The sequence below is a fragment of the Peribacillus sp. B-H-3 genome (assembly GCF_048572925.1).
Lineage (GTDB): Bacteria > Bacillota > Bacilli > Bacillales > DSM-1321 > Peribacillus.
Genome location: NZ_CP183879.1, coordinates 4,365,158 through 4,386,219 on the forward strand (window position 1 = coordinate 4,365,158; position 21,062 = coordinate 4,386,219).

The 21,062-nt window shown below is 42.5% G+C and carries 22 protein-coding genes, 1 pseudogene and 1 riboswitch; of the genes and pseudogenes, 9 read left to right on the forward strand and 14 right to left on the reverse strand.

The window, feature by feature from the left end:
• Positions 1-66 precede the first annotated feature (66 nt).
• Positions 67-1,269 (reverse strand): methionine adenosyltransferase, encoded by a 1,203-nt coding sequence (metK, locus tag ACN6MY_RS21695; RefSeq protein ID WP_419882022.1) that lies wholly within the window; start codon positions 1,267-1,269, stop codon positions 67-69.
• A 234-nt stretch (positions 1,270-1,503) separates the two neighbouring features.
• Positions 1,504-1,662: riboswitch (SAM riboswitch) on the reverse strand.
• Between the two features lie 476 nt (positions 1,663-2,138).
• Here metK and pckA point away from each other — a divergent pair.
• On the forward strand, positions 2,139-3,725 hold the full coding sequence (gene pckA, locus ACN6MY_RS21700) for a phosphoenolpyruvate carboxykinase (ATP) (RefSeq protein ID WP_419882023.1): 1,587 nt from the start codon (positions 2,139-2,141) through the stop codon (positions 3,723-3,725).
• A gap of 50 nt (positions 3,726-3,775) precedes the next feature.
• On the opposite strand, the gene ACN6MY_RS21705 is transcribed toward pckA, so the two are convergent.
• Together ACN6MY_RS21705 and ACN6MY_RS21710 are read right to left on the reverse strand one after the other, a co-directional pair.
• Positions 3,776-4,018, reverse strand: a complete 243-nt coding sequence (locus ACN6MY_RS21705) for a DUF2584 domain-containing protein (RefSeq protein ID WP_419882024.1) — start codon at positions 4,016-4,018, stop codon at positions 3,776-3,778.
• Positions 4,019-4,068: 50 nt separating this feature from the next.
• Positions 4,069-4,851 carry an alpha/beta hydrolase family protein gene (locus tag ACN6MY_RS21710; protein WP_419882025.1) on the reverse strand — a complete coding sequence of 261 codons (783 nt, stop codon included), beginning with the start codon at positions 4,849-4,851 and terminating at the stop codon, positions 4,069-4,071.
• Between the two features lie 429 nt (positions 4,852-5,280).
• Here ACN6MY_RS21710 and ACN6MY_RS21715 point away from each other — a divergent pair, with 429 nt between their 5' ends.
• From ACN6MY_RS21715 to ACN6MY_RS21725, 3 genes are read left to right on the forward strand one after another with little or no spacing between them, the layout of a single operon-like run.
• Positions 5,281-6,279, forward strand: a complete 999-nt coding sequence (locus tag ACN6MY_RS21715) for an ABC transporter substrate-binding protein (RefSeq protein WP_419882026.1) — start codon at positions 5,281-5,283, stop codon at positions 6,277-6,279.
• Between the two features lie 29 nt (positions 6,280-6,308).
• On the forward strand, positions 6,309-7,091 hold the full coding sequence (locus ACN6MY_RS21720) for an ABC transporter ATP-binding protein (protein WP_419882027.1): 783 nt from the start codon (positions 6,309-6,311) through the stop codon (positions 7,089-7,091).
• Positions 7,069-7,875: an ABC transporter permease gene (locus tag ACN6MY_RS21725; RefSeq protein WP_419882028.1), complete on the forward strand. Its 807-nt coding sequence runs from the start codon at positions 7,069-7,071 to the stop codon at positions 7,873-7,875. The genes ACN6MY_RS21720 and ACN6MY_RS21725 overlap by 23 nt, the downstream gene beginning before the upstream one ends.
• A 59-nt stretch (positions 7,876-7,934) precedes the next feature.
• On the opposite strand, the gene ytkD is transcribed toward ACN6MY_RS21725, so the two are convergent.
• Positions 7,935-8,408, reverse strand: a complete 474-nt coding sequence (gene ytkD, locus ACN6MY_RS21730; RefSeq protein WP_419882029.1) for an RNA deprotection pyrophosphohydrolase — start codon at positions 8,406-8,408, stop codon at positions 7,935-7,937.
• A 118-nt stretch (positions 8,409-8,526) separates the two neighbouring features.
• On the opposite strand from ytkD, the gene ACN6MY_RS21735 reads away from it, so the two are divergent.
• Entirely contained in the window at positions 8,527-9,375 is an 849-nt protein-coding gene (locus ACN6MY_RS21735) for a DUF6612 family protein (protein WP_419882030.1), read from the forward strand.
• A gap of 188 nt (positions 9,376-9,563) precedes the next feature.
• Here the strand turns inward: ACN6MY_RS21735 and ACN6MY_RS21740 are convergent, their stop codons facing one another.
• Positions 9,564-9,902 carry a hydrolase gene (locus ACN6MY_RS21740; protein ID WP_419882031.1) on the reverse strand — a complete coding sequence of 113 codons (339 nt, stop codon included), beginning with the start codon at positions 9,900-9,902 and terminating at the stop codon, positions 9,564-9,566.
• A 226-nt stretch (positions 9,903-10,128) separates the two neighbouring features.
• Here ACN6MY_RS21740 and ACN6MY_RS21745 point away from each other — a divergent pair, with 226 nt between their 5' ends.
• Positions 10,129-10,386 carry a DUF6154 family protein gene (locus tag ACN6MY_RS21745; RefSeq protein WP_071352329.1) on the forward strand — a complete coding sequence of 86 codons (258 nt, stop codon included), beginning with the start codon at positions 10,129-10,131 and terminating at the stop codon, positions 10,384-10,386.
• Positions 10,387-10,562: 176 nt separating this feature from the next.
• Here the strand turns inward: ACN6MY_RS21745 and ACN6MY_RS21750 are convergent, their stop codons facing one another.
• Complete coding sequence (locus tag ACN6MY_RS21750; RefSeq protein WP_419882032.1) at positions 10,563-11,003, reverse strand: Dps family protein; 441 nt, start codon at positions 11,001-11,003, stop codon at positions 10,563-10,565.
• A gap of 177 nt (positions 11,004-11,180) precedes the next feature.
• Here ACN6MY_RS21750 and ytzI point away from each other — a divergent pair.
• Positions 11,181-11,306 (forward strand): annotated as a pseudogene (gene ytzI, locus ACN6MY_RS21755) (YtzI protein); the annotation flags it as partial.
• A gap of 207 nt (positions 11,307-11,513) precedes the next feature.
• On the opposite strand, the gene ACN6MY_RS21760 reads toward ytzI, so the two are convergent.
• Positions 11,514-11,987 (reverse strand): S-ribosylhomocysteine lyase, encoded by a 474-nt coding sequence (locus ACN6MY_RS21760; RefSeq protein WP_071352333.1) that lies wholly within the window; start codon positions 11,985-11,987, stop codon positions 11,514-11,516.
• A 177-nt stretch (positions 11,988-12,164) separates the two neighbouring features.
• Here ACN6MY_RS21760 and yidD point away from each other — a divergent pair, with 177 nt between their 5' ends.
• Entirely contained in the window at positions 12,165-12,395 is a 231-nt protein-coding gene (yidD, locus tag ACN6MY_RS21765; RefSeq protein ID WP_419882033.1) for a membrane protein insertion efficiency factor YidD, read from the forward strand.
• 478 nt (positions 12,396-12,873) lie between these two features.
• Positions 12,874-13,026, forward strand: a complete 153-nt coding sequence (locus ACN6MY_RS21770; RefSeq protein WP_419882034.1) for a DUF1540 domain-containing protein — start codon at positions 12,874-12,876, stop codon at positions 13,024-13,026.
• 77 nt (positions 13,027-13,103) lie between these two features.
• Here ACN6MY_RS21770 and ACN6MY_RS21775 read toward each other — a convergent pair whose 3' ends face one another.
• The 7 genes from ACN6MY_RS21775 to ACN6MY_RS21805 form a co-directional block, all read right to left on the reverse strand.
• Entirely contained in the window at positions 13,104-13,280 is a 177-nt protein-coding gene (locus tag ACN6MY_RS21775) for a hypothetical protein (RefSeq protein ID WP_419882035.1), read from the reverse strand.
• 199 nt (positions 13,281-13,479) lie between these two features.
• Positions 13,480-14,586 (reverse strand): o-succinylbenzoate synthase, encoded by a 1,107-nt coding sequence (gene menC, locus ACN6MY_RS21780; protein ID WP_419882036.1) that lies wholly within the window; start codon positions 14,584-14,586, stop codon positions 13,480-13,482.
• Positions 14,583-16,073: an o-succinylbenzoate--CoA ligase gene (locus tag ACN6MY_RS21785; RefSeq protein ID WP_419882037.1), complete on the reverse strand. Its 1,491-nt coding sequence runs from the start codon at positions 16,071-16,073 to the stop codon at positions 14,583-14,585. Before ACN6MY_RS21785 ends, menC begins: the two co-directional genes overlap by 4 nt.
• Before the next feature lie 85 nt (positions 16,074-16,158).
• Positions 16,159-16,971, reverse strand: a complete 813-nt coding sequence (gene menB / locus ACN6MY_RS21790; protein ID WP_419884248.1) for a 1,4-dihydroxy-2-naphthoyl-CoA synthase — start codon at positions 16,969-16,971, stop codon at positions 16,159-16,161.
• A gap of 20 nt (positions 16,972-16,991) precedes the next feature.
• A complete protein-coding gene (gene menH / locus ACN6MY_RS21795; protein WP_419884249.1) occupies positions 16,992-17,786 on the reverse strand; it encodes a 2-succinyl-6-hydroxy-2,4-cyclohexadiene-1-carboxylate synthase in 795 nt (264 codons plus the stop codon).
• Positions 17,787-17,788: 2 nt separating this feature from the next.
• Positions 17,789-19,546, reverse strand: a complete 1,758-nt coding sequence (menD, locus tag ACN6MY_RS21800) for a 2-succinyl-5-enolpyruvyl-6-hydroxy-3-cyclohexene-1-carboxylic-acid synthase (RefSeq protein WP_419882038.1) — start codon at positions 19,544-19,546, stop codon at positions 17,789-17,791.
• Positions 19,539-20,957, reverse strand: a complete 1,419-nt coding sequence (locus tag ACN6MY_RS21805) for an isochorismate synthase (protein WP_419882039.1) — start codon at positions 20,955-20,957, stop codon at positions 19,539-19,541. The genes menD and ACN6MY_RS21805 overlap by 8 nt, the downstream gene beginning before the upstream one ends.
• Positions 20,958-21,062: the final 105 nt, after the last annotated feature.

Genomic DNA, 21,062 nt, shown 5'->3' on the forward strand with positions numbered 1-21,062 from the left:
ACAGCCAAAACAAAAAGCTGCCCTCAAAGGCCAGATTCCGGTCTTTAAGGACAGCTTTTTCCTATTTTACGCTTGAGAAGCTTGTTCTTTTAAAGAATCAGCTTTATCAGTACGTTCCCAAGGAAGATCTACGTCAGTACGGCCAAAGTGTCCGTATGCTGCAGTCTGCTTGTAAATCGGGCGGCGAAGATCCAGCATTTTGATGATTCCTGCTGGGCGCAAATCAAAGTTGCTGCGCACAAGATCAACCAAAACATCTTCGCTGATGGTTCCTGTTCCAAATGTATCTACTGAAATGGAAACTGGCTGAGCTACACCGATAGCGTATGCAAGCTGCACTTCAACCTTATCTGCAAGACCTGCAGCAACCAGGTTCTTTGCAACATAACGGGCTGCATATGCTGCTGAACGGTCAACTTTTGTAGCGTCTTTTCCAGAGAAAGCACCGCCGCCGTGGCGTGCATAACCGCCGTAAGTATCTACGATGATTTTGCGTCCTGTTAGACCTGCATCCCCTTGAGGCCCGCCAATTACAAAACGGCCAGTCGGGTTAATGAAATATTTTGTATCCTCATCAATCAATTCACTAGGAACCACGGGATTAATGACATGTTCTTTTAAGTCGCTTTGGATTTGCTCTAAGCTGACTTCAGGAGCATGCTGGGTAGAGATAACGATTGTGTCGATGCGGACTGGTTTATTGTTCTCATCATACTCAACAGTTACCTGTGTTTTGCCGTCCGGGCGAAGGTAATCAAGAACTTCGTCTTTTCGGACTTGAGTCAATCTGTGTGAAAGCTTGTGTGCCAGTGAAATCGGAAGAGGCATAAGCTCTTTGGTTTCATTGCAGGCAAAACCGAACATTAAGCCTTGGTCTCCTGCTCCGATTGCTTCGATTTCTTCATCAGACATTTGTCCTTCACGTGCTTCCAATGCCTGGTCAACACCTTGTGCAATATCTGCAGACTGTTCATCGATTGAACTTAAAACTGCACAAGTTTGGGCATCAAAGCCGAATTTGGCGCGTGTATAGCCAATTCCTGCAATGGTGTCACGCACAATTTTAGGGATGTCTACATATGTAGACGTAGTAATTTCGCCTGCAACCAGTACTAAACCTGTTGTAACTGAGGTTTCACAAGCAACACGGGCATTTGCATCTTTTTCAAGAATTGCATCTAGTATAGAATCTGAAATTTGGTCACAAATCTTATCCGGATGGCCTTCTGTAACAGATTCAGAAGTAAATAGACGACGTTTCTTTGACATCTTATTTCCTCCTTAGAGTATGGTATGTTTTAGTTTTGAGCCGGCAGGATTTCACTGCCTTTTCATCACTTGTTTTGACGGAGCTCATTCCCTTATTAGTTCCAATAATAAATGCAGAAAAATAACAATATGACACTCACATGCACTCTTTCATTAGAACAAAGGCATGAAAAATGCATAAAAACCTTTCCAGGTTGGTGAGGAAAGGTTTGTTGTCTGACATCTATCCTTTCACTCTTATCGTTCAAGGGTTTCTTAGCCTTGCATCAGGTTAGCACCATCGCTAAAATTCCACTTGTTATAATCATCCAAATCATTCAGATGAGTCAAGTTTAATAATAGCAGGTTGCTGGGTTTCATCGGGCCTGTCCCTCCGCCAACTCGGGATAAGAGAATCCGTACAAGGTAAAATAATAACGTAAGAAGTCGAATCATGTCAACTCTTTTTTCTTGTCATTTCCGCCCTGATTGTTCGATCATCGTACGGTGTGATCGATCCCCTCTTTTTTTATTTCCAGCAAGTCCTGTTTCATTCTGCCCGGCCGCTTATTCTATAATTCAATCTTTGTTTAGGCCTATGTTTATTTTCTCCTCACTTTTTTAGCAAAGTCTGGTGGTATAAGACGCCGCCGGCAGTGGAAAAATCAGGCAAGTTTCACAGTCATAATTTACTCAATTCACCCTTCAAACAACGCAGAATTCCCGGGTCAAACAGGCAAAATCCCCTGTCTTTAAACTTTCCAAAACCATCAAATTTAGTCATTAAAAAAAGGCCATAAAAAGTTAGTGATTAGTATAGATTAATAGTCTTAATGTGTTATACTATTTTATATTGAACATTAAATATGATAAAGGAAGGTACCTCTTACATGAATTCCGTAGACATTTCAAATGAACTGCATCAACTATTATCCGGAAGCAACGTACATGTACAGCTTTCTGTTCCGCAGCTTGTGGAAAAAGTATTAAACCGCAAAGAAGGAGTCCTTACTTCAACCGGTGCCGTGAAAGCGCAAACAGGAAAATATACGGGACGCTCACCAAGAGATAAATATATAGTAAAGGAAGATTCAGTCACTGATAAAGTGGACTGGGGCACTGTCAATCAGCCGATTGCCAAAGAAGTCTTCCTTAAGCTTTATGATAAAGTAATCAGCCATTTAAAAGAAAAAGAAGAAGTTTTTGTTTTCAAAGGCTTTGCAGGTGCTGATGAAAAGACCCGCCTGCCTATTCAAATCATAAACGAATATGCCTGGCACAATTTGTTTGCCCATCAATTATTCATCCGGCCAAATGAAGAAGAGCTGCGCGGACATAATTCTGAATTCACTGTTATCTCAGCCCCGGATTTCAAAGCAGATCCGGAACTTGACGGTACACTTACGGAAACCTTTATTATTATTTCCTTTGAAATGAAAACGGTTTTAATCGGCGGCACCGAATATGCAGGCGAAATGAAGAAATCCATCTTTTCCGTGATGAATTATCTGCTGCCTGAAAATGAGATCCTGCCTATGCATTGCTCCGCAAATGTTGGCCGCGAAGGAGATGTTGCATTGTTTTTTGGGCTATCAGGCACTGGCAAAACGACACTTTCAGCAGATCCTAACCGCCGTTTAATCGGGGATGATGAACATGGATGGTCTTCAGGCGGGGTCTTTAACATCGAAGGCGGCTGCTATGCCAAATGCATCAATTTATCAAGAGAAAAGGAACCGCAGATCTTTGATGCCATCCGTTTTGGAGCCGTGCTGGAAAATGTCGTCCTCAACCCTCTTACACGGGAAGCTGATTATGATGACAGCTCTCTTACGGAAAACACAAGAGCGGCTTATCAGATTCAGTCCATTGATAATATTATTGACCCAAGCATTGCAGGACATCCATCAGCCATCATATTTTTAACGGCAGACGCATCAGGCGTTCTCCCGCCAATCAGCAAATTGACCAAAGAGCAAGCCATGTTCCATTTTCTAAGCGGCTATACCAGTAAATTAGCAGGTACCGAGCGCGGTGTCACTTCACCTGAAGCCACATTCTCTACCTGTTTTGGTTCTCCATTCCTGCCGCTTCCTGCAAGCCGTTATGCTGAAATGCTCGGTGAACGAATCGATCAGCATGGAGCAAAGGTATTCCTTGTAAATACAGGATGGACCGGGGGAGGATACGGATCTGGAAGCAGGATGAAGCTTGCCTATACAAGAGCTATGGTTCAGGCTGCCCTTGAAGGTGAACTATCCAATGTGGAAACAGTTAAGGATGAAATATTCGGATTCGATATCCCGCTGCATGTGCCTGGGGTCCCAGATCAAGTGCTCCAGCCTGGCAAAACATGGCCAGATCAAGCAGCATATGAAAAAACCGCCAAAGAACTGGCTGCAAAATTCCTGACAAATTTCCAAAAGTTCAACAATGTGCCAAGTGATATCAAAGAATTAGGCGGACCACTTATTTAAATCGCCAAAGCCATAATCCTTGCCGGATTATGGCTTTTTTTGGGTGGCATTCAGTTGGTTGAATTCAAGGAAACAAGACGATAGGTAATGGCGGTCTGTTCATTTTCCCATGTTACTTTTTTAATAATCCCTATGCCGCTGGAGTCACTTTGAATTGTCTTCTTTACCTCAATTGGAATATCAATTGGATAAAGTCTGTACCCCTCCTTCACAAGGCTGAACATATTTTCTTCCTTGCGGATTTCGCGTCCCTTCGTTACAATCATGGTGTTCAATTCCATTGGCATCCCCATATATTAATCCTCCTACTAAAACCTTTTTCTATTTACATTTTAACTTAATGCTACTGCACTTTCATCCATTGTGTTAAATCTCCAACTATTTTCCGGTTGACTGCAGGAGGGAAATAATGTGTGTATTCACTGAATATCCAGCTTTCCACCAGCTTTTCTTTTTCTTTTAAGATTTTCTCCAATCGGTGCGCATGTTCCACCGATACATTCCGGTCCCTTTCACCATGAATAATCAGGACTGGAACATTTAGCTCTTCAGCTTGGTACAATGGTGTTCTGTATTCATAGCGCTCTGGATACTTTAACGGAGTGCCGCCTATCACACGCTTCATCATCCTGCGGAGCTCCACTCTCTCTACATAGGTTAGAGCCATATCCGAAACGCCACCCCATGTCACAACTGATGCTGTATTTTTACAGGAGATGCCTGTCCATAAAGCCATCACTCCCCCTCGGGAAAAGCCAAATACATGGATGCGGTCCTTCTGGACACGATGATGATTTTCAAGCAGCTTAAATCCGGCGAATGCATCATTTCTGTCTTCACCAGCGAAATCTTCATCACCTTCGCCGCCTTGATTTCCTCTGTAATAGGGTGCAAAAACAATAAACCCCTTTGATGCAAATTGTATAATCCTGCTTGGCCTTACTTTTCCGACATTCTTAATTCCGCCCCGCAAATATAAGAAACCCTCATACATTTCCCCGCCATCCGGCTCAGCCAGAAGGCCTTTCACATGAAGGCCCTGAGACAGATATGTAACGGTATATAGCTTAATATGCGGATGCGGAGAAGGAAAGCGCACTTTGGATATGATGGTTCCATCCATCATGAAAATCCCCCTCTGCTATTTTATTTTAGCTCTTTTCTTAAGGCTCTTTTCTTAAAGATTGTTGTTTTTTAATAAGTTCTGCAAGGCGATCCCATTGTTAAGTCAGGTTGATTGGAGCGTAAAGTGCGAGACTCCTGCGGGATTAGTGGAACAGGTGAGACCCCGCAGGCGCAGCCCAGGAGGCTCACCGCCCGCCGCGGAAAGCGAACATCCTGGAGCGGAAATCAGCCACCTTGTTCAATAGCAGCAACGTTTACGAAAACAGCCTTTATTTTTCATCTTTGCAATCCACTTAACTATACCCCATTTCCATGGAATCTATTTAGCATAAAACTCAGGAAAAAGGCAATCACACATTTCCCTCTCCATCATACGATAATTCAAAACAGCCCAAAGGCATATGTTTCATTTAATGAAGGAGGCAACATTGTGAAGAAATGGATCAAAGCTGGATGGATTATATTGATTGCATGTATATTAATTGTTCCTCTTGCTGCATGCGGAAAAGAGGATTTAACAAAAGTCCGGATTGCAGAGGTGACACGCTCCCTTTTTTACGCGCCTCAATATGTGGCCATTGAAAAAGGATTTTTTAAGAAAGAAGGTTTGGATATTGATCTGAAAACGACAGCCGGAGGAGATAAAACGATGACTGCCCTGCTATCCAACGGAGCAGACGTGGCATTGGTGGGGTCTGAAACATCTATATATGTTGCTGCCCAGGGATCTAAGGACCCTGTCATCAATTTCGCCCAATTGACCCAGACAGACGGAACCTTTCTTTTTTCGAGAAAAAAAATCGACAATTTTAATTGGAATATGCTGAAAGGATCAACCTTCCTCGGCCAGAGAAAAGGCGGCATGCCGCAGATGGCTGGTGAGTTTGTGCTGAAAAAGCATGGCATCAACCCCCAAAAGGATCTCAAACTCATCCAAAATATTGACTATGCCAATATCTCGACTGCATTTGCATCCGGAACGGGAGATTTTGTTCAACTGTTTGAGCCGACAGCAAGCATTTTTGAGAAGGAAGGAAAAGGGCATATCGTCGCTTCCTTCGGTACAGAGTCCGGACATTTGCCATACACCACTTATATGTCCAAAAAAAGCTTTATAAAAAAGAATAAAAGCACAGTTGAAAAATTCACCAGAGCCATAAAAGAAGCCCAGGATTGGGTGCAAAAGCATAATGCGGGTGAAGTGGCAAAAGTCATCCAGCCATATTTCGAAGATACAGATCTGCAAACCATTGAAACGGTCATAAACCGGTATAAATCACAGGGCTCATATGCAACAGATCCCATCCTTGATAAAAAAGAGTGGAATAATCTGCAGGATATCATGAATGAAGCTGGCGAGCTGCCGTCCAGGGTGGAGCATTCTAAATTGGTGAACACAGAGATTGCAGAAAAGGCTTCAAAGAAATAGCTTATCTGCCGCAGAAAGGAGAATCCTTCATGGGTTTTTTATCGATCCAGAACATTCACCATACGTATTTTTCTAAAACTGCCGCATTTACAGCTCTCGATGGAATCAGCTTAGAAATTGAGGAAGGGGAATTCATTTCCTTCCTCGGCCCCAGCGGCTGCGGCAAGACAACATTGCTGTCTATTATCGCCGGCCTATTTTCTCCTACAGCAGGAAAGGTAATGCTCGGGGAAGGCCAGCTGCATGAAGGAACGGAAAATTCAATCGGGTATATGCTTCAATCAGATTATCTGTTCCCGTGGAAAACCATTGAGGAAAATGTAGTGCTCGGCTTAAAGCTTCGCAATGAAAATGGAGAAGCCGCAAGGAATAAGGGACTTAAGCTTTTGCAGGATGTTGGGCTTGAAGATGTACAGGGGCAATTCCCAAAACAGCTTTCAGGGGGGATGAGGCAGCGGGCAGCACTTGCAAGGACCCTTGCTGTTGATCCTAAAATTTTATTGCTGGATGAACCCTTTTCCGCACTGGATTATCAGACAAAATTAAAGCTGGAGGATTTAGTATTCGAAACACTGAAATCCTTCCAAAAGACAGCCATTCTCGTAACACACGATATCGGAGAATCTATCGCTATGAGCGATCGGATTTTTATGTTTTCGGCAAATCCAGGCAGGCTGCATGCCACATTTGCAGTCCCAGAAGAGATCAGGGGCCTGACCCCTTTTCAGACAAGAAGCCATCCGATATACCAGGAACTATTCCAGACGATTTGGAAGGAGCTTGAGGGTCTTGAAAACATCTCTAAACGTTAAGGATCTGCATGACCGCTATAAATCTTCGTTAACAAGGGAAAAACGTAAGGTGCGCATCTATCAGTTAGTTATATTCCTCGTGTTTTTTTCTGGCTGGGAACTATTTTCGAGAATGGAGTGGGTCGATCCGCTCATTTTCAGTTCACCCGCAAAGATATGGGAACTATTCCTCACAAAGCTTTCTAACGGATCTTTAATCACCCATATCAGCGTTACTGTTTTTGAAACCATTCTTGGCTTCATTCTGGGGACACTGCTTGGAACTATGCTTGCTGCTGCACTATGGTGGTCCCCTTTTCTATCTAAAGTGCTTGACCCTTATCTGGTTATATTAAATGCCATGCCAAAGGTTGCACTCGGGCCGATTCTGATTGTTGTCCTCGGGCCGGGTTTTACATCCATAATTTCCATGGGTGCCATTATTTCAGTCATTATTACGACCATTGTGGTGTATACCTCATTCAGAGAAGTAGATCCCAACTATTTAAAGGTCCTTCAGACTTTCGGGGCCACAAGACTGCAAACATTCAGGGAGGCTGTATTGCCGGCATGCTTTCCTACAATCATATCCACCTTAAAAGTAAATGTGGGGCTGTCCTGGGTGGGGGTCATCGTGGGTGAATTTCTTGTTTCAGCCAAAGGACTCGGCTATTTAATCATCTATGGCTTTCAGGTCTTTAATTTTTCTCTTGTGCTGCTTTCACTCCTGATTATTGCAGTTTTCGCGACAATTATGTATCAGCTCGTAGAATTGCTGGAGAAAAAGCTGATTAAAAACGGGTAAAAAAATGGAGGATCCTGCACTCCATTTTTTTATTTGCGCAAAATTTCCAGGCTGAAACCCTATCTAGTTTTTCCCTGCAGCTTCCTTAGCCTTTCAAGACTAAAGGGCAAGATATCGTCCTTCATGATAAAACTGAAACCCGGCTCCTCTTTTATGTTATCAGGCAGCCTCGATAACAGCACTGGCCCCTCTGTTTCTAAATAGGAGTTCTTGACAGCCATATCGGCAAGCTCAGTAAAATAAATGGATTTTACAAAAGACTTTTGATCATCATGCACTTTGTATTGCCCCAAAAAAAGCAGATTTTCAGCTCTTCCGCCCGTCTCCTCAAATACTTCCCTTACAGCAGCTTCTTCAGCAGTTTCTCCCCGCTCCTTTTTTCCGCCCGGAAATTCCATTCCCCTTATTTTATGGCGCGTCAAGACCCAATCACCCCTAAAGCTGCAAAGAACGAGGACATGATCGGCACTTCCGAAAACTGCCTTCTCAGACAATTCCACTACGTTTCCATGATAATCAGTAAATTTCTTCATATTTTTTATCCCCCGGTTTACAAACAGTAAAAAAGACCCATTTCTTCCTTTTTCAAACATCCGGCTCGTCATTTGTTATATCCTGTATATATATTCCATTTACGAAAGGAGCTCTATTATGAAACTAAAATGGCTGGCTGCCCCTCTTTGCATTTCGATATTAATGCTTGGTGCATGCAGCGAAAAGGCAGAGCCTGTATCGTCTGAAAAAGGTGCTGACAGCACTAAGGAAAGCCAAAAATCCCTTACCCTCGAGCAAGTGTACAAAAAGACAACTGAGGTTGCGGGCAGCATCAAAAGCCTCTCGATCGATATGAACATGAATCAGGTTACGGATGATGGTACAGGTAAATCCGTTTCTGTTAAATCCGTAATGAAAACGGATGTCATCCAAGAGCCGATTTCTTTTTACCAAAAGGCACGTATTACACCACAAGGTGAACAGCCGGAGGAAACAGAAAGCTATTTCACGAAGGATGGCTTTTTCACTTATGATCCAACATCAAAACAGTGGATGAAGCTGCCTGATTCTGTGACTGCCGTACTTAAGAATCTGCCTAAAACCCAAGGCAATCCTGCCGATCAGCTAAGAAAGCTGCAGCAATTTGTTGACGACTTTACCTTTCAAACCGACAACTCTCAATATATTTTAACCCTTGATGCATCGGGCGACAAATTCAATGATTTTATAAAAGAAGAAGCTAAAAAAAACTTAGGCCCGGAGTCACAGAATCTTCCGATTGATGACGCCCTGGACATCAAGAATATGCAATATAAATACTATATCGACAAAAAAACCTTTTATCCAAAAAGACTGATTATCGCAATGGAGATGAACGTAAAGACAGCTGGCGAAGAAATCCATAGCAAACAAACCTCAGACAGCACCTTCTCGAACTTCAACAAAGTCAAAGCGATTACAATACCGCAAAAAATCATACAAACAGCCGAAGACATGCCCGAATAAAAAGCGAAAGCGTCAGTTCAGCCCCGACTTGCATAAGGCGCAGAAGAATAGAAGGCGCTCTTTGCCTTCAATTCTTTGGTGACTTATGACCTCGAGGTGCTTGGCGCTGCAGCTGGATTCAATAAAAAGCGAAAGCGCCAATCCAGACTCCGCTAATCAAATATACAAAAAATGCAGGATGAAATCTCTTATGAGAAGCCATCCTGCGTTTTTGTCTGAAGAATTCCTATTGCCTCTATATGTTTTTTGGCGTCCTGATCGCCAAGCTCGTGTATCATTTCGTAAATTTTTTGAAGTACCGTATCATTCGTATCATTGCCGCGGTCGTAGTGGTATTGCACATATGGCACATGGGCACGATAGAAATTTTCAAGATCTGCGGAATAACTCTGGTCAAAGTAAGATCTAAGCCTGATAATTTCATTATCGGTTGCTTCAATCTTATAATTCCATGTAGAGCATTCCCGATCCTGGAATATTTGTCCGCTGCCCAGTTCAATATAATAGGTCTTTTTGCTTTCAGCCAAAGCATCTGCCCCCTTATTTATTTGTTAGTTATATTTTCCTTCACGAAGCACCTTTTCATACCCAAAACCTGAAGGGGATTTGCACATTGCACTGTGGAAGTTTTCTATCAAAATGTAAAAAAATAGATTAAAGAATCATTCTAAGGGTAAAACATATAGTATATTCAAAAGTTGTTTTTTCGGTTAAAAATAGCTGCACAGACATCAAGATTGTGAGGTGATAGGAATGAAACTGATTGAAGACTTGTATAATCTTTATCGGAACAAGCTTACCGGTGACGAAGAAGATATCGATATGCTGGCATTTGCTGTATTAGAGCAGCTTGACCGCGGGGAAATCCTCGGGTTGCTTCAGGATATGGATGACCAGGAATTGAACAATTTAATGGGGTTATATATCATCGAGTCATTAAAAGGGAAATTCGCTCAAGAAAGCCTTGATGACGTGAAGCCGCTTCCCTTTCACCAGCGCAATATCCATTAAGGTTACTGTCTGCTGATATCACTTTTCATACATATCTGCCCTCACTGCGGAACATACAAAATGACCTGCAGTGATTGAATTCCAAAGAGCTGAGCCGGCATTCTATAGCCGGCTCATTTTTATGCACAGCCAACAAAAAAAGACCCGCTTTAACAGCGGATCTTTCCTTATATTTATTAACGTCCAAGATACGCTCTTAGCATCCATGCATGTTTATTAAGGCTCTTCTTCATGCCAATCAGCATATCACCCGTAACCTGATCATCATCCTTCTCGGCAGATTCAATACCTTCTTCTAGTTCCTTAGACAATTTTTCAAAGTCGGTAATAACACTTTGAACCATATCTTCTGTATTTTCTTTGCCTGTAGCTTCCTCGATGGAAGTCAATTCCATATATTCCTTAATAGTTGCAACCGGCTTTTCCCCAAGTGCCAAAAGCCTTTCTGCAAGTTCATCCATGTTAGCTGTCACTTCATTATATAGTTCTTCAAGCTTTACATGGAGCTCAAAAAAATGCGGTCCATTAACGAACCAATGATAATTGTGCAGCTTTGTATAAAGCACGCTGAAATTGGCGATTTCCTTATTTACCACTTCTACAGTCTTTTTCGACATTACTATCAACCTCCTGTATATATTTTATATATTTCCCTTTTCCTAAAAGTTAAAACATTTATTTAGCAAGCTGCTATGGGCTCTTAAACAGATTTCTAATAGATCATTTACAGTAATTTTCCTAGAAGATAAAATAGGATTAAAAGTAAAAAGGGAGGGGTTCGCTTGGTTACAATCATGATTATTGCAGGAATTTTAATTGTCCTTGCTGTCTTGCTGCTTTCGGTTACTACAGTCAATAAGGGCTATGGCTATAAGCACACCATTGATCCAATTGATAACAAGGAAAACAAGGATGAAAGCCAAGGAACTGATTCCTTTGCAGACAAAGCGGAAACTTTGGAAGGGCAAAGCGAAGATCAGCCGAAGTAATATGACATATTCATCATGGAAATTCATTACAGCCGGGGATGTTTGAAGATATCCCGCTCACTATGCCAGCTCCACATTATTTCGCTGTGAACTAAAAAAGCAGCCTCAGGGCCGAACCCCGGGCTGCTTTGCAATAATTTATGCGAATACTTGATGAAGATCTTCTTTGCTTTGTTTAAGCCAGAAATTCATTAATTTTTTTGCTCCTTCAAGGTCATGAAGTTTAGCCTGGCCGCATTGTGTTTCATTAGCAGCAGGAATTTCAGTGACTTGCACGCCATCCTTCATGGTTTCTTCCAGAACATCGATAATCTCTGAAACCGTAGGTTCTCCGCTTACGACCAGGTAAAAACCTGTCTGGCAGCCCATTGGGGAAATATCAATGATATCAAAATGATCATACTGCTCGGAATGCTTGCGGATATTATAAGCAAGCAAATGTTCAAGTGTATGGATGGAATCCGGCTGCATCGACTGTTTATTCGGCTGGCAAAAACGTATATCAAATTTATTAACAACACCGTCTGTTCCTACTTTGTGAACACCGCAATGTCTGACAAAAGGGGCTTTAACAGCGTTATGATCTAATTCAAAGCTTTCTACTGAAGGCATTTTATCACTCCTTATTGTTATCTGTATCCTATTCTACAGCTAATTCCGACATTTTTCATCTATTTTGTTTGATTTATAATTAATTTCTGGAATAGGCATCCCTGCTGATTCTCAATTGAGATATATGATATAGTTGCACAAGAAGCATTAACACATTCTATGAAAAGGATGACACTCATGATCAACAAACTCCTTATAGGATTAATCCGTTTTTATCAGATTGCCATTTCCCCTCTTAAGCCCCCTTCCTGCCGTTTTTACCCTACATGCTCTCATTATGGAATTGAAGCGATTAAGCGTTTTGGGCCTTTAAAAGGAAGCTGGCTTACTTTCATCAGGATTTTAAAATGCCAGCCGTTTCATCCGGGAGGCCTTGATCCTGTTCCTGAGAAAAAGAGAAAAAAATAAGAAGCAATTTCCATGTCTTTCTTAATAAATTATGTGCCTGGATGAAAATCATTCAGGCTTTTCATTCTTTTTTGATGGCTGTTTTCTTAAAGGTTGTTGTTTTTTGATGAGTTCTGTGAGGCAAACTCATTATTAAAGCGGGTTGATTGGAGCGTAATGTGCGAGACTCCTGTTGGATGAGCGGGACAGGAGAGACGCCGCAGGCGCAGGTGGGGAGACTCACAGCCCGCCCCGCGGAAATCAGCCACCTTGTTCCATGTTTGCAAAGTTTACGAAAACAGCCTTATTGAAACAGTTGAAGGCCAAATATTTTCCCATTTGCCTGTTGATTTCTCCTCGCTGCCTGGCGTCATCCACTCCCGCAAAGTGCAGAAATCAACAATGTACTTAACTAAAATTCCATTTAAAAATAAGAATCTTGAACTTTAATTGGCAAATCCTATATATGTTCGTTACTTTTACTATAGGAGTGGATATCATGGCAAAGGATGTCAAATGTACAGTAAGCAATTGCCGGTTCTGGAAGCATGGAAACCGTTGTTCAGCTGAAAGCATCATGGTAGTAAACTACTCAGAAGAACGTGCACATACAAGCAATGATGCCGGCTGCAGAACCTTTCAGCCTGCATAATGTTAAAAAACAGGAAGGGCAGCCTTCCTGTTTTTTATTTTCATATATACAAATAAGCTCAGCTAAAACAAGAAACCTTATAAAATCCTTTGTATAAACAGGAAACGTCCTGAACGCTTTTTAAGCCGGTATTTCTGCCTGATCCTCTTTATTTCATGTGCATCAAGGGCGGTAATTTCCTTTATCACACTAATCGGCAAACCTCTTAATAGCAGTATTTCAGCAATAAGATATGGTTTATTCTCAGAACTCATATGATCTCCCTGCCTTTTTACGTGATGGGCTCTTTAATCTTGTCTGTTAATTTCCGCTGCAGGTGCCCGCTTTCTGTAAAAACGTCCACCTGATGAGGCCGTAGTGTTTATTATAAAAAGATAAGCAGGAAAAGACTATCGGCAAATGCCTATTTTGCAGCCTATTTATACAAAAGAAAAAGGACCCTGCATATGGTCCCTAGTTTGAGTATATCTCTTTGTGAAGCGTTTTGTCAGCGAGCTTTTTCACATTGACCGAAAAACCGATTCCGGCAGATTTTGGCACTTCAATACATCCATTTTTCACCACAACCTCAGGATCTATAATATCTTCCTCCCAATACTTTGAAGAAGAAGAGATATCACCAGGAATGGTGAAGCCTTTCAAAGAAGCAAGCGCTATATTATGGGCTCTGGAAATGCCAAATTCAATCATCCCTCCGCACCATAGGGGAATATCCTCCCTGATGCACAAGTCATGAATGCGTGCAGCTTCTGTCCATCCTCCGACACGTGACATTTTAACAGAAATGATTTTACAGCTTCCAAGAGCAACAGCACTTTTGGCATCCTCAAAAGAGCTTATGCTTTCATCCAGGCAAATAGGGGTATTCAGTTCTTTTTGGATAATGCTGTGCTCGACAATATCTTCTGCACCTAAAGGCTGCTCAATCATCTGCAAACCAAATTGATCCAGCTGCTTAAGACGATCTAAATCGCTGAGACTATAAGCCGAATTTGCATCTGCCATTATTGTTAGATCCGGATACCTCTTTCTGATTTCAGATAAATAGTGCAGATCATTTTCAGGACTTATCTTAATTTTATATCGCTTATAGCCGGTCTCCAGAAAATCTTCAATCTGTGACAGTGCTCTTTCCAATTCTTTGGCAGCAATCACTGCACCGGCAGCCACCTCTGTTCTTGTCCCTCCAAACAGGCTGCCGATATACACACCCTGCTGTTTGGCATATAAATCCCAAATCGCCTGGCCTAGTCCAGACTTTGCCATCCTGTTTCTCCTGATTCCTTTCCATAATTCAGACAGCTGTGAAGGATGTTTAAGTGCTGATGACAGCACCATTGGGACTAAAAAATCCTTCAGAATGTGCCCGCAGGTGACAATCGTCTCTTCTGTATACCAGGGACTTGAAAAAGGAACGGCTTCCCCGTACCCTGTTCTTCCCTCATGGTCACGGACTTCAATTACGAGTGCCTCACGTTCGGTCACCGTTTCCAGATGCGTTTGAAAGGGTGCCTTTAACGGAGCCGAAATATGGTATATAGAGATAGAATGGATATTCAATCGCTTTCCTCCAGACGTTTTTTCAGCTCTCTTCTTAAAAGCTTATTAGCACCGCTGCGCGGAAGCTCTTCACAAAAGATAATCCTTTTGGGGACCTTATAAGAAGCAAGATATTGCCGGCAGTATGCAAGCAATTCTTCGGCAGATGTCTTTTTCCCTGAATGCCTTACAACAAATGCGGCAGGCACGCTGCCCCATTGAGGATGATTCATGGAGGTTACTCCAGCTTCGAAGACATCATGATGCTTCATCAGTACCGACTCGATTTCGGCAGGATAGATATTTTCCCCGCCTGAAATAATTAAATCAGAACGGCGGTCCAGGACATACAGAAAACCTTCCACATCAAGATACCCAATGTCACCTGTATAAAGCCAGCCATTTTGGATGCTTTTCTCTGTTTCCTTTTCACGATTGTAATATCCCTTTGTTACATTAGGACCCGAAACTACAATTTCACCAGCTTCATTCGGCGCTGCCACCCTTCCTTCAGCTTCTATCCGGAGCTGAGACGGAAAAAGCGATTTACCGGCAGAACCGATTTTTTTCAGGCTGTATTCAGGAGACAGGGTGACAATTTGGGAAGATGTTTCAGTCATTCCATATGTTTGATAAACAGGTATTCCCTTATCCCTGCATTCCTCAAGTATTGAAAGGGGTGCAGGACCTCCGCCAAGCAGCATACACCTAAAGGAAGAAGGATATCCACCGTCCCCAACCTTCTGCAGCATTCTGTTCAGCATGGCCGTTACAACAGAAATTATGGATACTCCCTTATCCTCTATCATTCGATTAGCTTCATCAGGGTCAAATTTATCTGTTATCACGATTTTCATTCCATAAATAACATTTTTCATCAAAATGGAAAGTCCGCTTATATGAAAAAGAGGAACTGCACAGAACCAGCAATCATCTTCCTTTAAACCTAAATTCAATACTGACCCGACAGCGCTCCACCAATGATTGCCGAATGTCTGGATGACTCCCTTCGGATTCCCTGTAGTGCCAGACGTATACATGAGGGTAGCCATGTCATGCAGATTGAATTCTTCAATGATCTTCACATCTTCAGCTTTTTGCAATTGTATGTTTTCTTTTACAGAAAAAACAATATCTTGTACCTTACTTAAAACTTCGCTGTTTTTTTCTGAAAATGCTTCTTCCGATATAAACCATCCTGCCTGGCTGTCTTTAATCTGAAAGCTTATTTCACTGCCTGACAGGCGATTATTGACTATCACGATTTTTACCCCCAGGTAAAACAAGGCATGAATCATGACGGCACTGTCAATGTGGTTTTTAAGCATCAGTGCACATGTATCTGCAGGTTTAAGTCCTATAGCAGAAAGCTTTCCTGCTGTTTTTGCTGCTAGTGTATCAAGATCTTTAAAGGTATATGAAGCTCCTTGAAATTCAATTGCTATTCTGTCTGGAGTCAGTTCAGCTCTTTTTTTCAGCCAATTTGGCAGCTTTTCCTGTGGAAACATATGTATTTCTCTCCTTTAGAGAAAAACAGCCCGGCGAAGAACTCGCGGAGCTGTTTTGCATTTCAATTTATTAAGGTTTTCGTCATTAAGGAAAACGAGGGAACTGGCCAAAGTCAGGGCTGCGTTTTTCCTTGAATGCATCGCGTCCTTCTTTTGCTTCATCTGTAGTGTAATAAAGCAATGTTGCATCACCGGCAAATTGCTGGATTCCAGCGAGGCCGTCTGTGTCGGCATTGAAGCCAGCTTTCAGGAAACGAAGTGCAGTAGGGCTCTTTTCAAGCATTTCCTTACACCATTGAACCGTTTCTTCCTCTAATTGCTCTAAAGGAACAACTGTATTCACCAAGCCCATGTCCAAGGCTTCCTGCGCGCTGTATTGACGGCATAAATACCAAATTTCGCGTGCTTTCTTGTGGCCTACGATGCGTGCCAGATAACCGGAGCCATATCCAGCATCAAAGCTTCCGACTTTAGGACCGGTTTGTCCAAATACAGCATTATCAGCTGCAATCGTTAAATCACATACAATATGAAGAACATGTCCTCCGCCGATTGCATAACCTGCTACCATTGCGACAACAGGCTTTGGAATAACGCGGATCAGGCGCTGAAGATCAAGGACATTCAACCGCGGAATTTCGTCCTCTCCCACATATCCGCCATGGCCGCGGACTTTTTGGTCTCCTCCAGAACAGAATGCCTTTCCTCCCGTTCCTGTCAGGATAATAACGCCAACTTCTGAATTGTCGCGTGCTCTTGAAAAAGCATCAATCAATTCCATTACCGTTTTGGGGCGGAAGGCATTATGTACCTCTGGACGATTAATTGAAATCTTAGCAATGCCATTATACACTTCATAAAAAATATCTTCATACTCACGCTGTGAAACCCAATTGATTGCCAAACTTTTCTCCTCCTTTATAAGTACTCACTTATTATTTTACCAAACTTTTTCTCTTGTTCCACATGAATTGCATGCCCTGCACCGTTTATTATTTTCACTTCGCAATGTTTCATGTGTTTTTTCATGGAATATGCTATTCTGCAGAATTTTTCGTCAAGCTCGCCAGCCAGCAGCAATACCGGAAAATCAAACGTGCCAAGCTTTTCCCACCAAGAGGGCTGTGCACCTGTTCCCATCCCAGTCAAGCTGTTTGCAAGTCCAATGGCTCTATTAGAAAGCCTTTGATTCCTGATTTCCTGCTGTACAGCTTTCGGCAGGCTTTTTTGAGTAGTAAACAAGGGGATGTTTTCCCAATAATCCACAAAATGCTCCAATCCTTCATTCAAAATCATTTGAGACAATTTCTTGTCCGCCATGATTCTTTTTGTTCTTTCCATTTCCTCTTTGAGGCCTGGAGACGCACTTTCAAGTATCAGCTTATCAATTCGTTCCGGATACAGTGCAGCAAAACTTAATGCAAGCCGCCCACCCATAGAATAGCCCAGTACACTTACTTTTTCTGCATTCAGCTGGTCAAGAATCTCCTTTAGGTCATCGGCCGCCTTTTTTGCTTCATAGCGAGCGGAATCTTCAGGCGAATCTGTTTCTCCATGGCCAATAATGTCGACAAGTATCAGCTTGCATTTTGAACTGAGAACGGGAATAAGAAATTTCCAGCTGTCAAGATTGCCTGTAAATCCATGCAGAAGCAAAAGTGGCTCTCCCTCTCCCGCTACCTCAACATGGTATTCGACATCCTGACAGGAAATCCTCAAGAATTCTCCCCTGAATTGGCATTTTTTATTTCCTGGGAAACAAAATTCCACAAATCCCGATGCTTTAAGACATTGGTTTCCCTTAATGTAGGAACTTCGATAATTTTCAAACCCGGTATATCAAAAGATTCTGTAAGAGTTTTTGAGAAATGCTCCCAACTCTCAACCTTTGCATAATTGGCTCCATATAATTGGGCAGCATGCGAGAAATCCAATCCATGCGGAGTGCCGAATAAAACTTCAAAATTTTCTTTTTCACTGGACTGGGGAAGAAACGAAAAGATTCCTCCTCCATCATTATTAATAAGCAGCACTGTTAAATTTTGTTTTTGAAGCTTAGCTGCAAGGAACCCGTTCATATCATGGAAAAAGCTTAAATCACCAATAGCCAGAACTGTGTTTTGCGATACTGTACTAACGCCGATAGCAGTTGATACGACACCGTCAATTCCGTTGGCACCCCGATTTGCAAGCGTCCTTATTCCTTTTGAATTGTTAAAAAAGAATGTGTCCAAGTCCCGGATAGGCATGCTGTTACCGACAAACAAAGTGGAATGCTCTGGAAGGAGATCACTTAAAAGCAAAAACAGCTTTCCTTCATTAAGCTCATGGTCATCTCCTATTGCCAAAAGGGCATTTCTGACCTTTTCATTCAGTGATACCATGGATTCAAGAAAATTCCGGTCTTCTTTTTCATCAATCCTCCGCAGCATATCATGGCAAAAGGAAACTTCATCGCAGTAAATCATATCTGTAGCCATGCCTGCAGGCTCTCTCCAGCCTGCTCCGCCGTCCACAACCATATGCCTTGCGCTTGTTTGTTTTTTTATAAATTGCAAAAGCGGTTTTGAAACAGGCATGGCTCCAAACCGCAAAATCAGATCAGGCTTGCAGGTTTCTGAAATTTCACCAAAACGCAAGAAGGTATCATATGTATCCACAATCAGCTCTTTGCTATGGTCCCCGCTTCTAAGCTGTGACAACGGATCTGCAAATACGGGAAAACCAAGCTTGCCTGCAAGTGAAAGGATAGCATCCTTAGTTGTTTCATACTTTAATTCACCGCAAATGATGATGCCTGATTCTGATTCGTTAAATACCTGTGCAATCCTATCCACCTGTCCTGGCGAGAGTGCAAGCGCCCCGCTGTCTATCATAACGGCTGCCTCGCGTTCTTCCTCGCTCTCCCATTGCTCCTTTGCCATCGAAAGATCAGGAACAAGCGGTTCACGCAGCGGAAAGTTTAAATGAACGGGTCCAGACGGTTCGTTTGCTGCCGCGGCTATGGCACGGGCAGAAACATTCCTAGCGTACTTAACCATTTGATCTGTATTCTCTGGCAAAGCCATTTCTACGAACCATTTCACATGCTTGCCATATAAATTGATTTGGTCGATGGCCTGAGGGGCTCCCACGCTTCGCAGCTCATGGGGACGGTCCGCTGTTAAAACAATCAGCGGAACTCTTGAATAATAGGCTTCTATAATCGCCGGATAATAATTGGCTGTCGCCGTACCTGATGTGCACAGCATTGCAACTGGCTCATTAAGGGCTTTTGCGAGGCCCAGAGCAAAAAAGCCTGCTGATCTTTCATCGACATTAATATGCACGGTAATATCCGGATGTTCTACAAGCAGCATTGCAAGCGGTGTTGATCTGGATCCAGGGCTCACTACAGCGTGTTTCACATGATTTTGTGCTAATTCATCAACAAAAGCAGCAGCATATGCTGTCAGTGCTTCACGGTCATTCATGAAGGTTTCCTCCTAATGCGCTTAACATCGGGTTAAATTTAATGGATGTTTCCTGGTACTCGCTTTCCGGTGAAGAATCCTCTACTACTCCGCATCCTGCAAAAAGAGATGCTTCATTTCCCTGTATTAACCCGGATCGTATTCCCACAGCAAATTCGCCATTCCCATAAGAATCTGCCCATCCAATCGGCCCAGCATACAATCCGCGCTCGAGCAGCTCGATTTCCCTGATTCTGGTGACTGCTTTTTCTTTTGGCAGTCCGCCTAAGGCTGGTGTCGGATGAAGCTTATCAATCACAGAAAAAACCGATACGCCCGGGTCACATTCACCTGTTACTGGTGTATACAAATGCTGGATATGCCTTATTTTCATAAGCTCAGGTTTTTCAGGTATATATACCCTGTCGCATACCGAATTTATTGCTTTAGAAATCATGGATACAACATATTGATGCTCAATTAAATTTTTTTGGTCACAAAGAAGCTCAGCCCCCAGGCGCTCGTCCTCTTCTTCTGTTTTACCTCTAGCAATTGTCCCTGCAAGGCATGCAGAATAAAGCTGGCCCTTTCTTTTCTTGATCAGCCTCTCAGGAGTAGCACCTATGAAGCAGTCACTGCCCGACTCCAAGCTGAATATAAAGCTTGCAGTCTGCTCAGCCATCAGCTTTTCAAGTATGGCTTCAGAAAAAATCGCATCCTGAAAAACCAGGCGCATCTCTCTGGCCAGCACAATTTTATCAAGATCTGTTTTTTTAAGTTCCTCTACGGCTTCGGCCACTGTTTTCTTCCATTCTTCCGGCTGGATCTCTGTTTGTGAAAGAAGCTCATTGCCAGAAAAGCTGCGGCGGCCCAGGCTTTCATAAATATATTTTTCCCGTTCATTTATCAAATCAATAAAATGATCTGCACTATCTTCTGGCGAACAAATAAGATTGGCGGTTAAGTAGGCTTCCCCTTCACAAATGCTTAGCATAAAGGCAGGAATATACAGTAAATGATCCCCGAATTGATCCCAAAGCATAGAGCTGCTTTTTTGGTAATCAAACGAAAAACCTCCAAACAGCAAAGGGCCAGTCGCAGCAGCATCTGCTGTTCCGATCTTAACAGCATTGCCCAGCAGGTCTGACCATCCGGACTCAATTTCCTTAAAGCGTGCAGCATTAGCCGCACCCTGAAGTTTTTCAACTTTACCTAAACCAATAATGGTAGTTTCTTTGGTAGGATCCTGCCAAAAGAAGCGTTCACCTGCATATCGTTCTCTTCCAGCTTGATAAAATGAAAGGGGGTTGATAACATCTATTTTTTTTACTTCGCTGAACAGCACATTTTGATTAGTTTCCTGTGCCTTTTTTAAGGCCTCATTTAATCCAAAAAGAAGTTCAGACTGCTGTGAGATAGCCAAAAAAATCACCCCGAATGTACATTTTAAAAGCTTTTCAAACCTATTTAAAGATACACCTCAATTTATCTCCCTGTCAATTATTCCACCTTGTTCATAGCCTCTTCTGACTGCTTT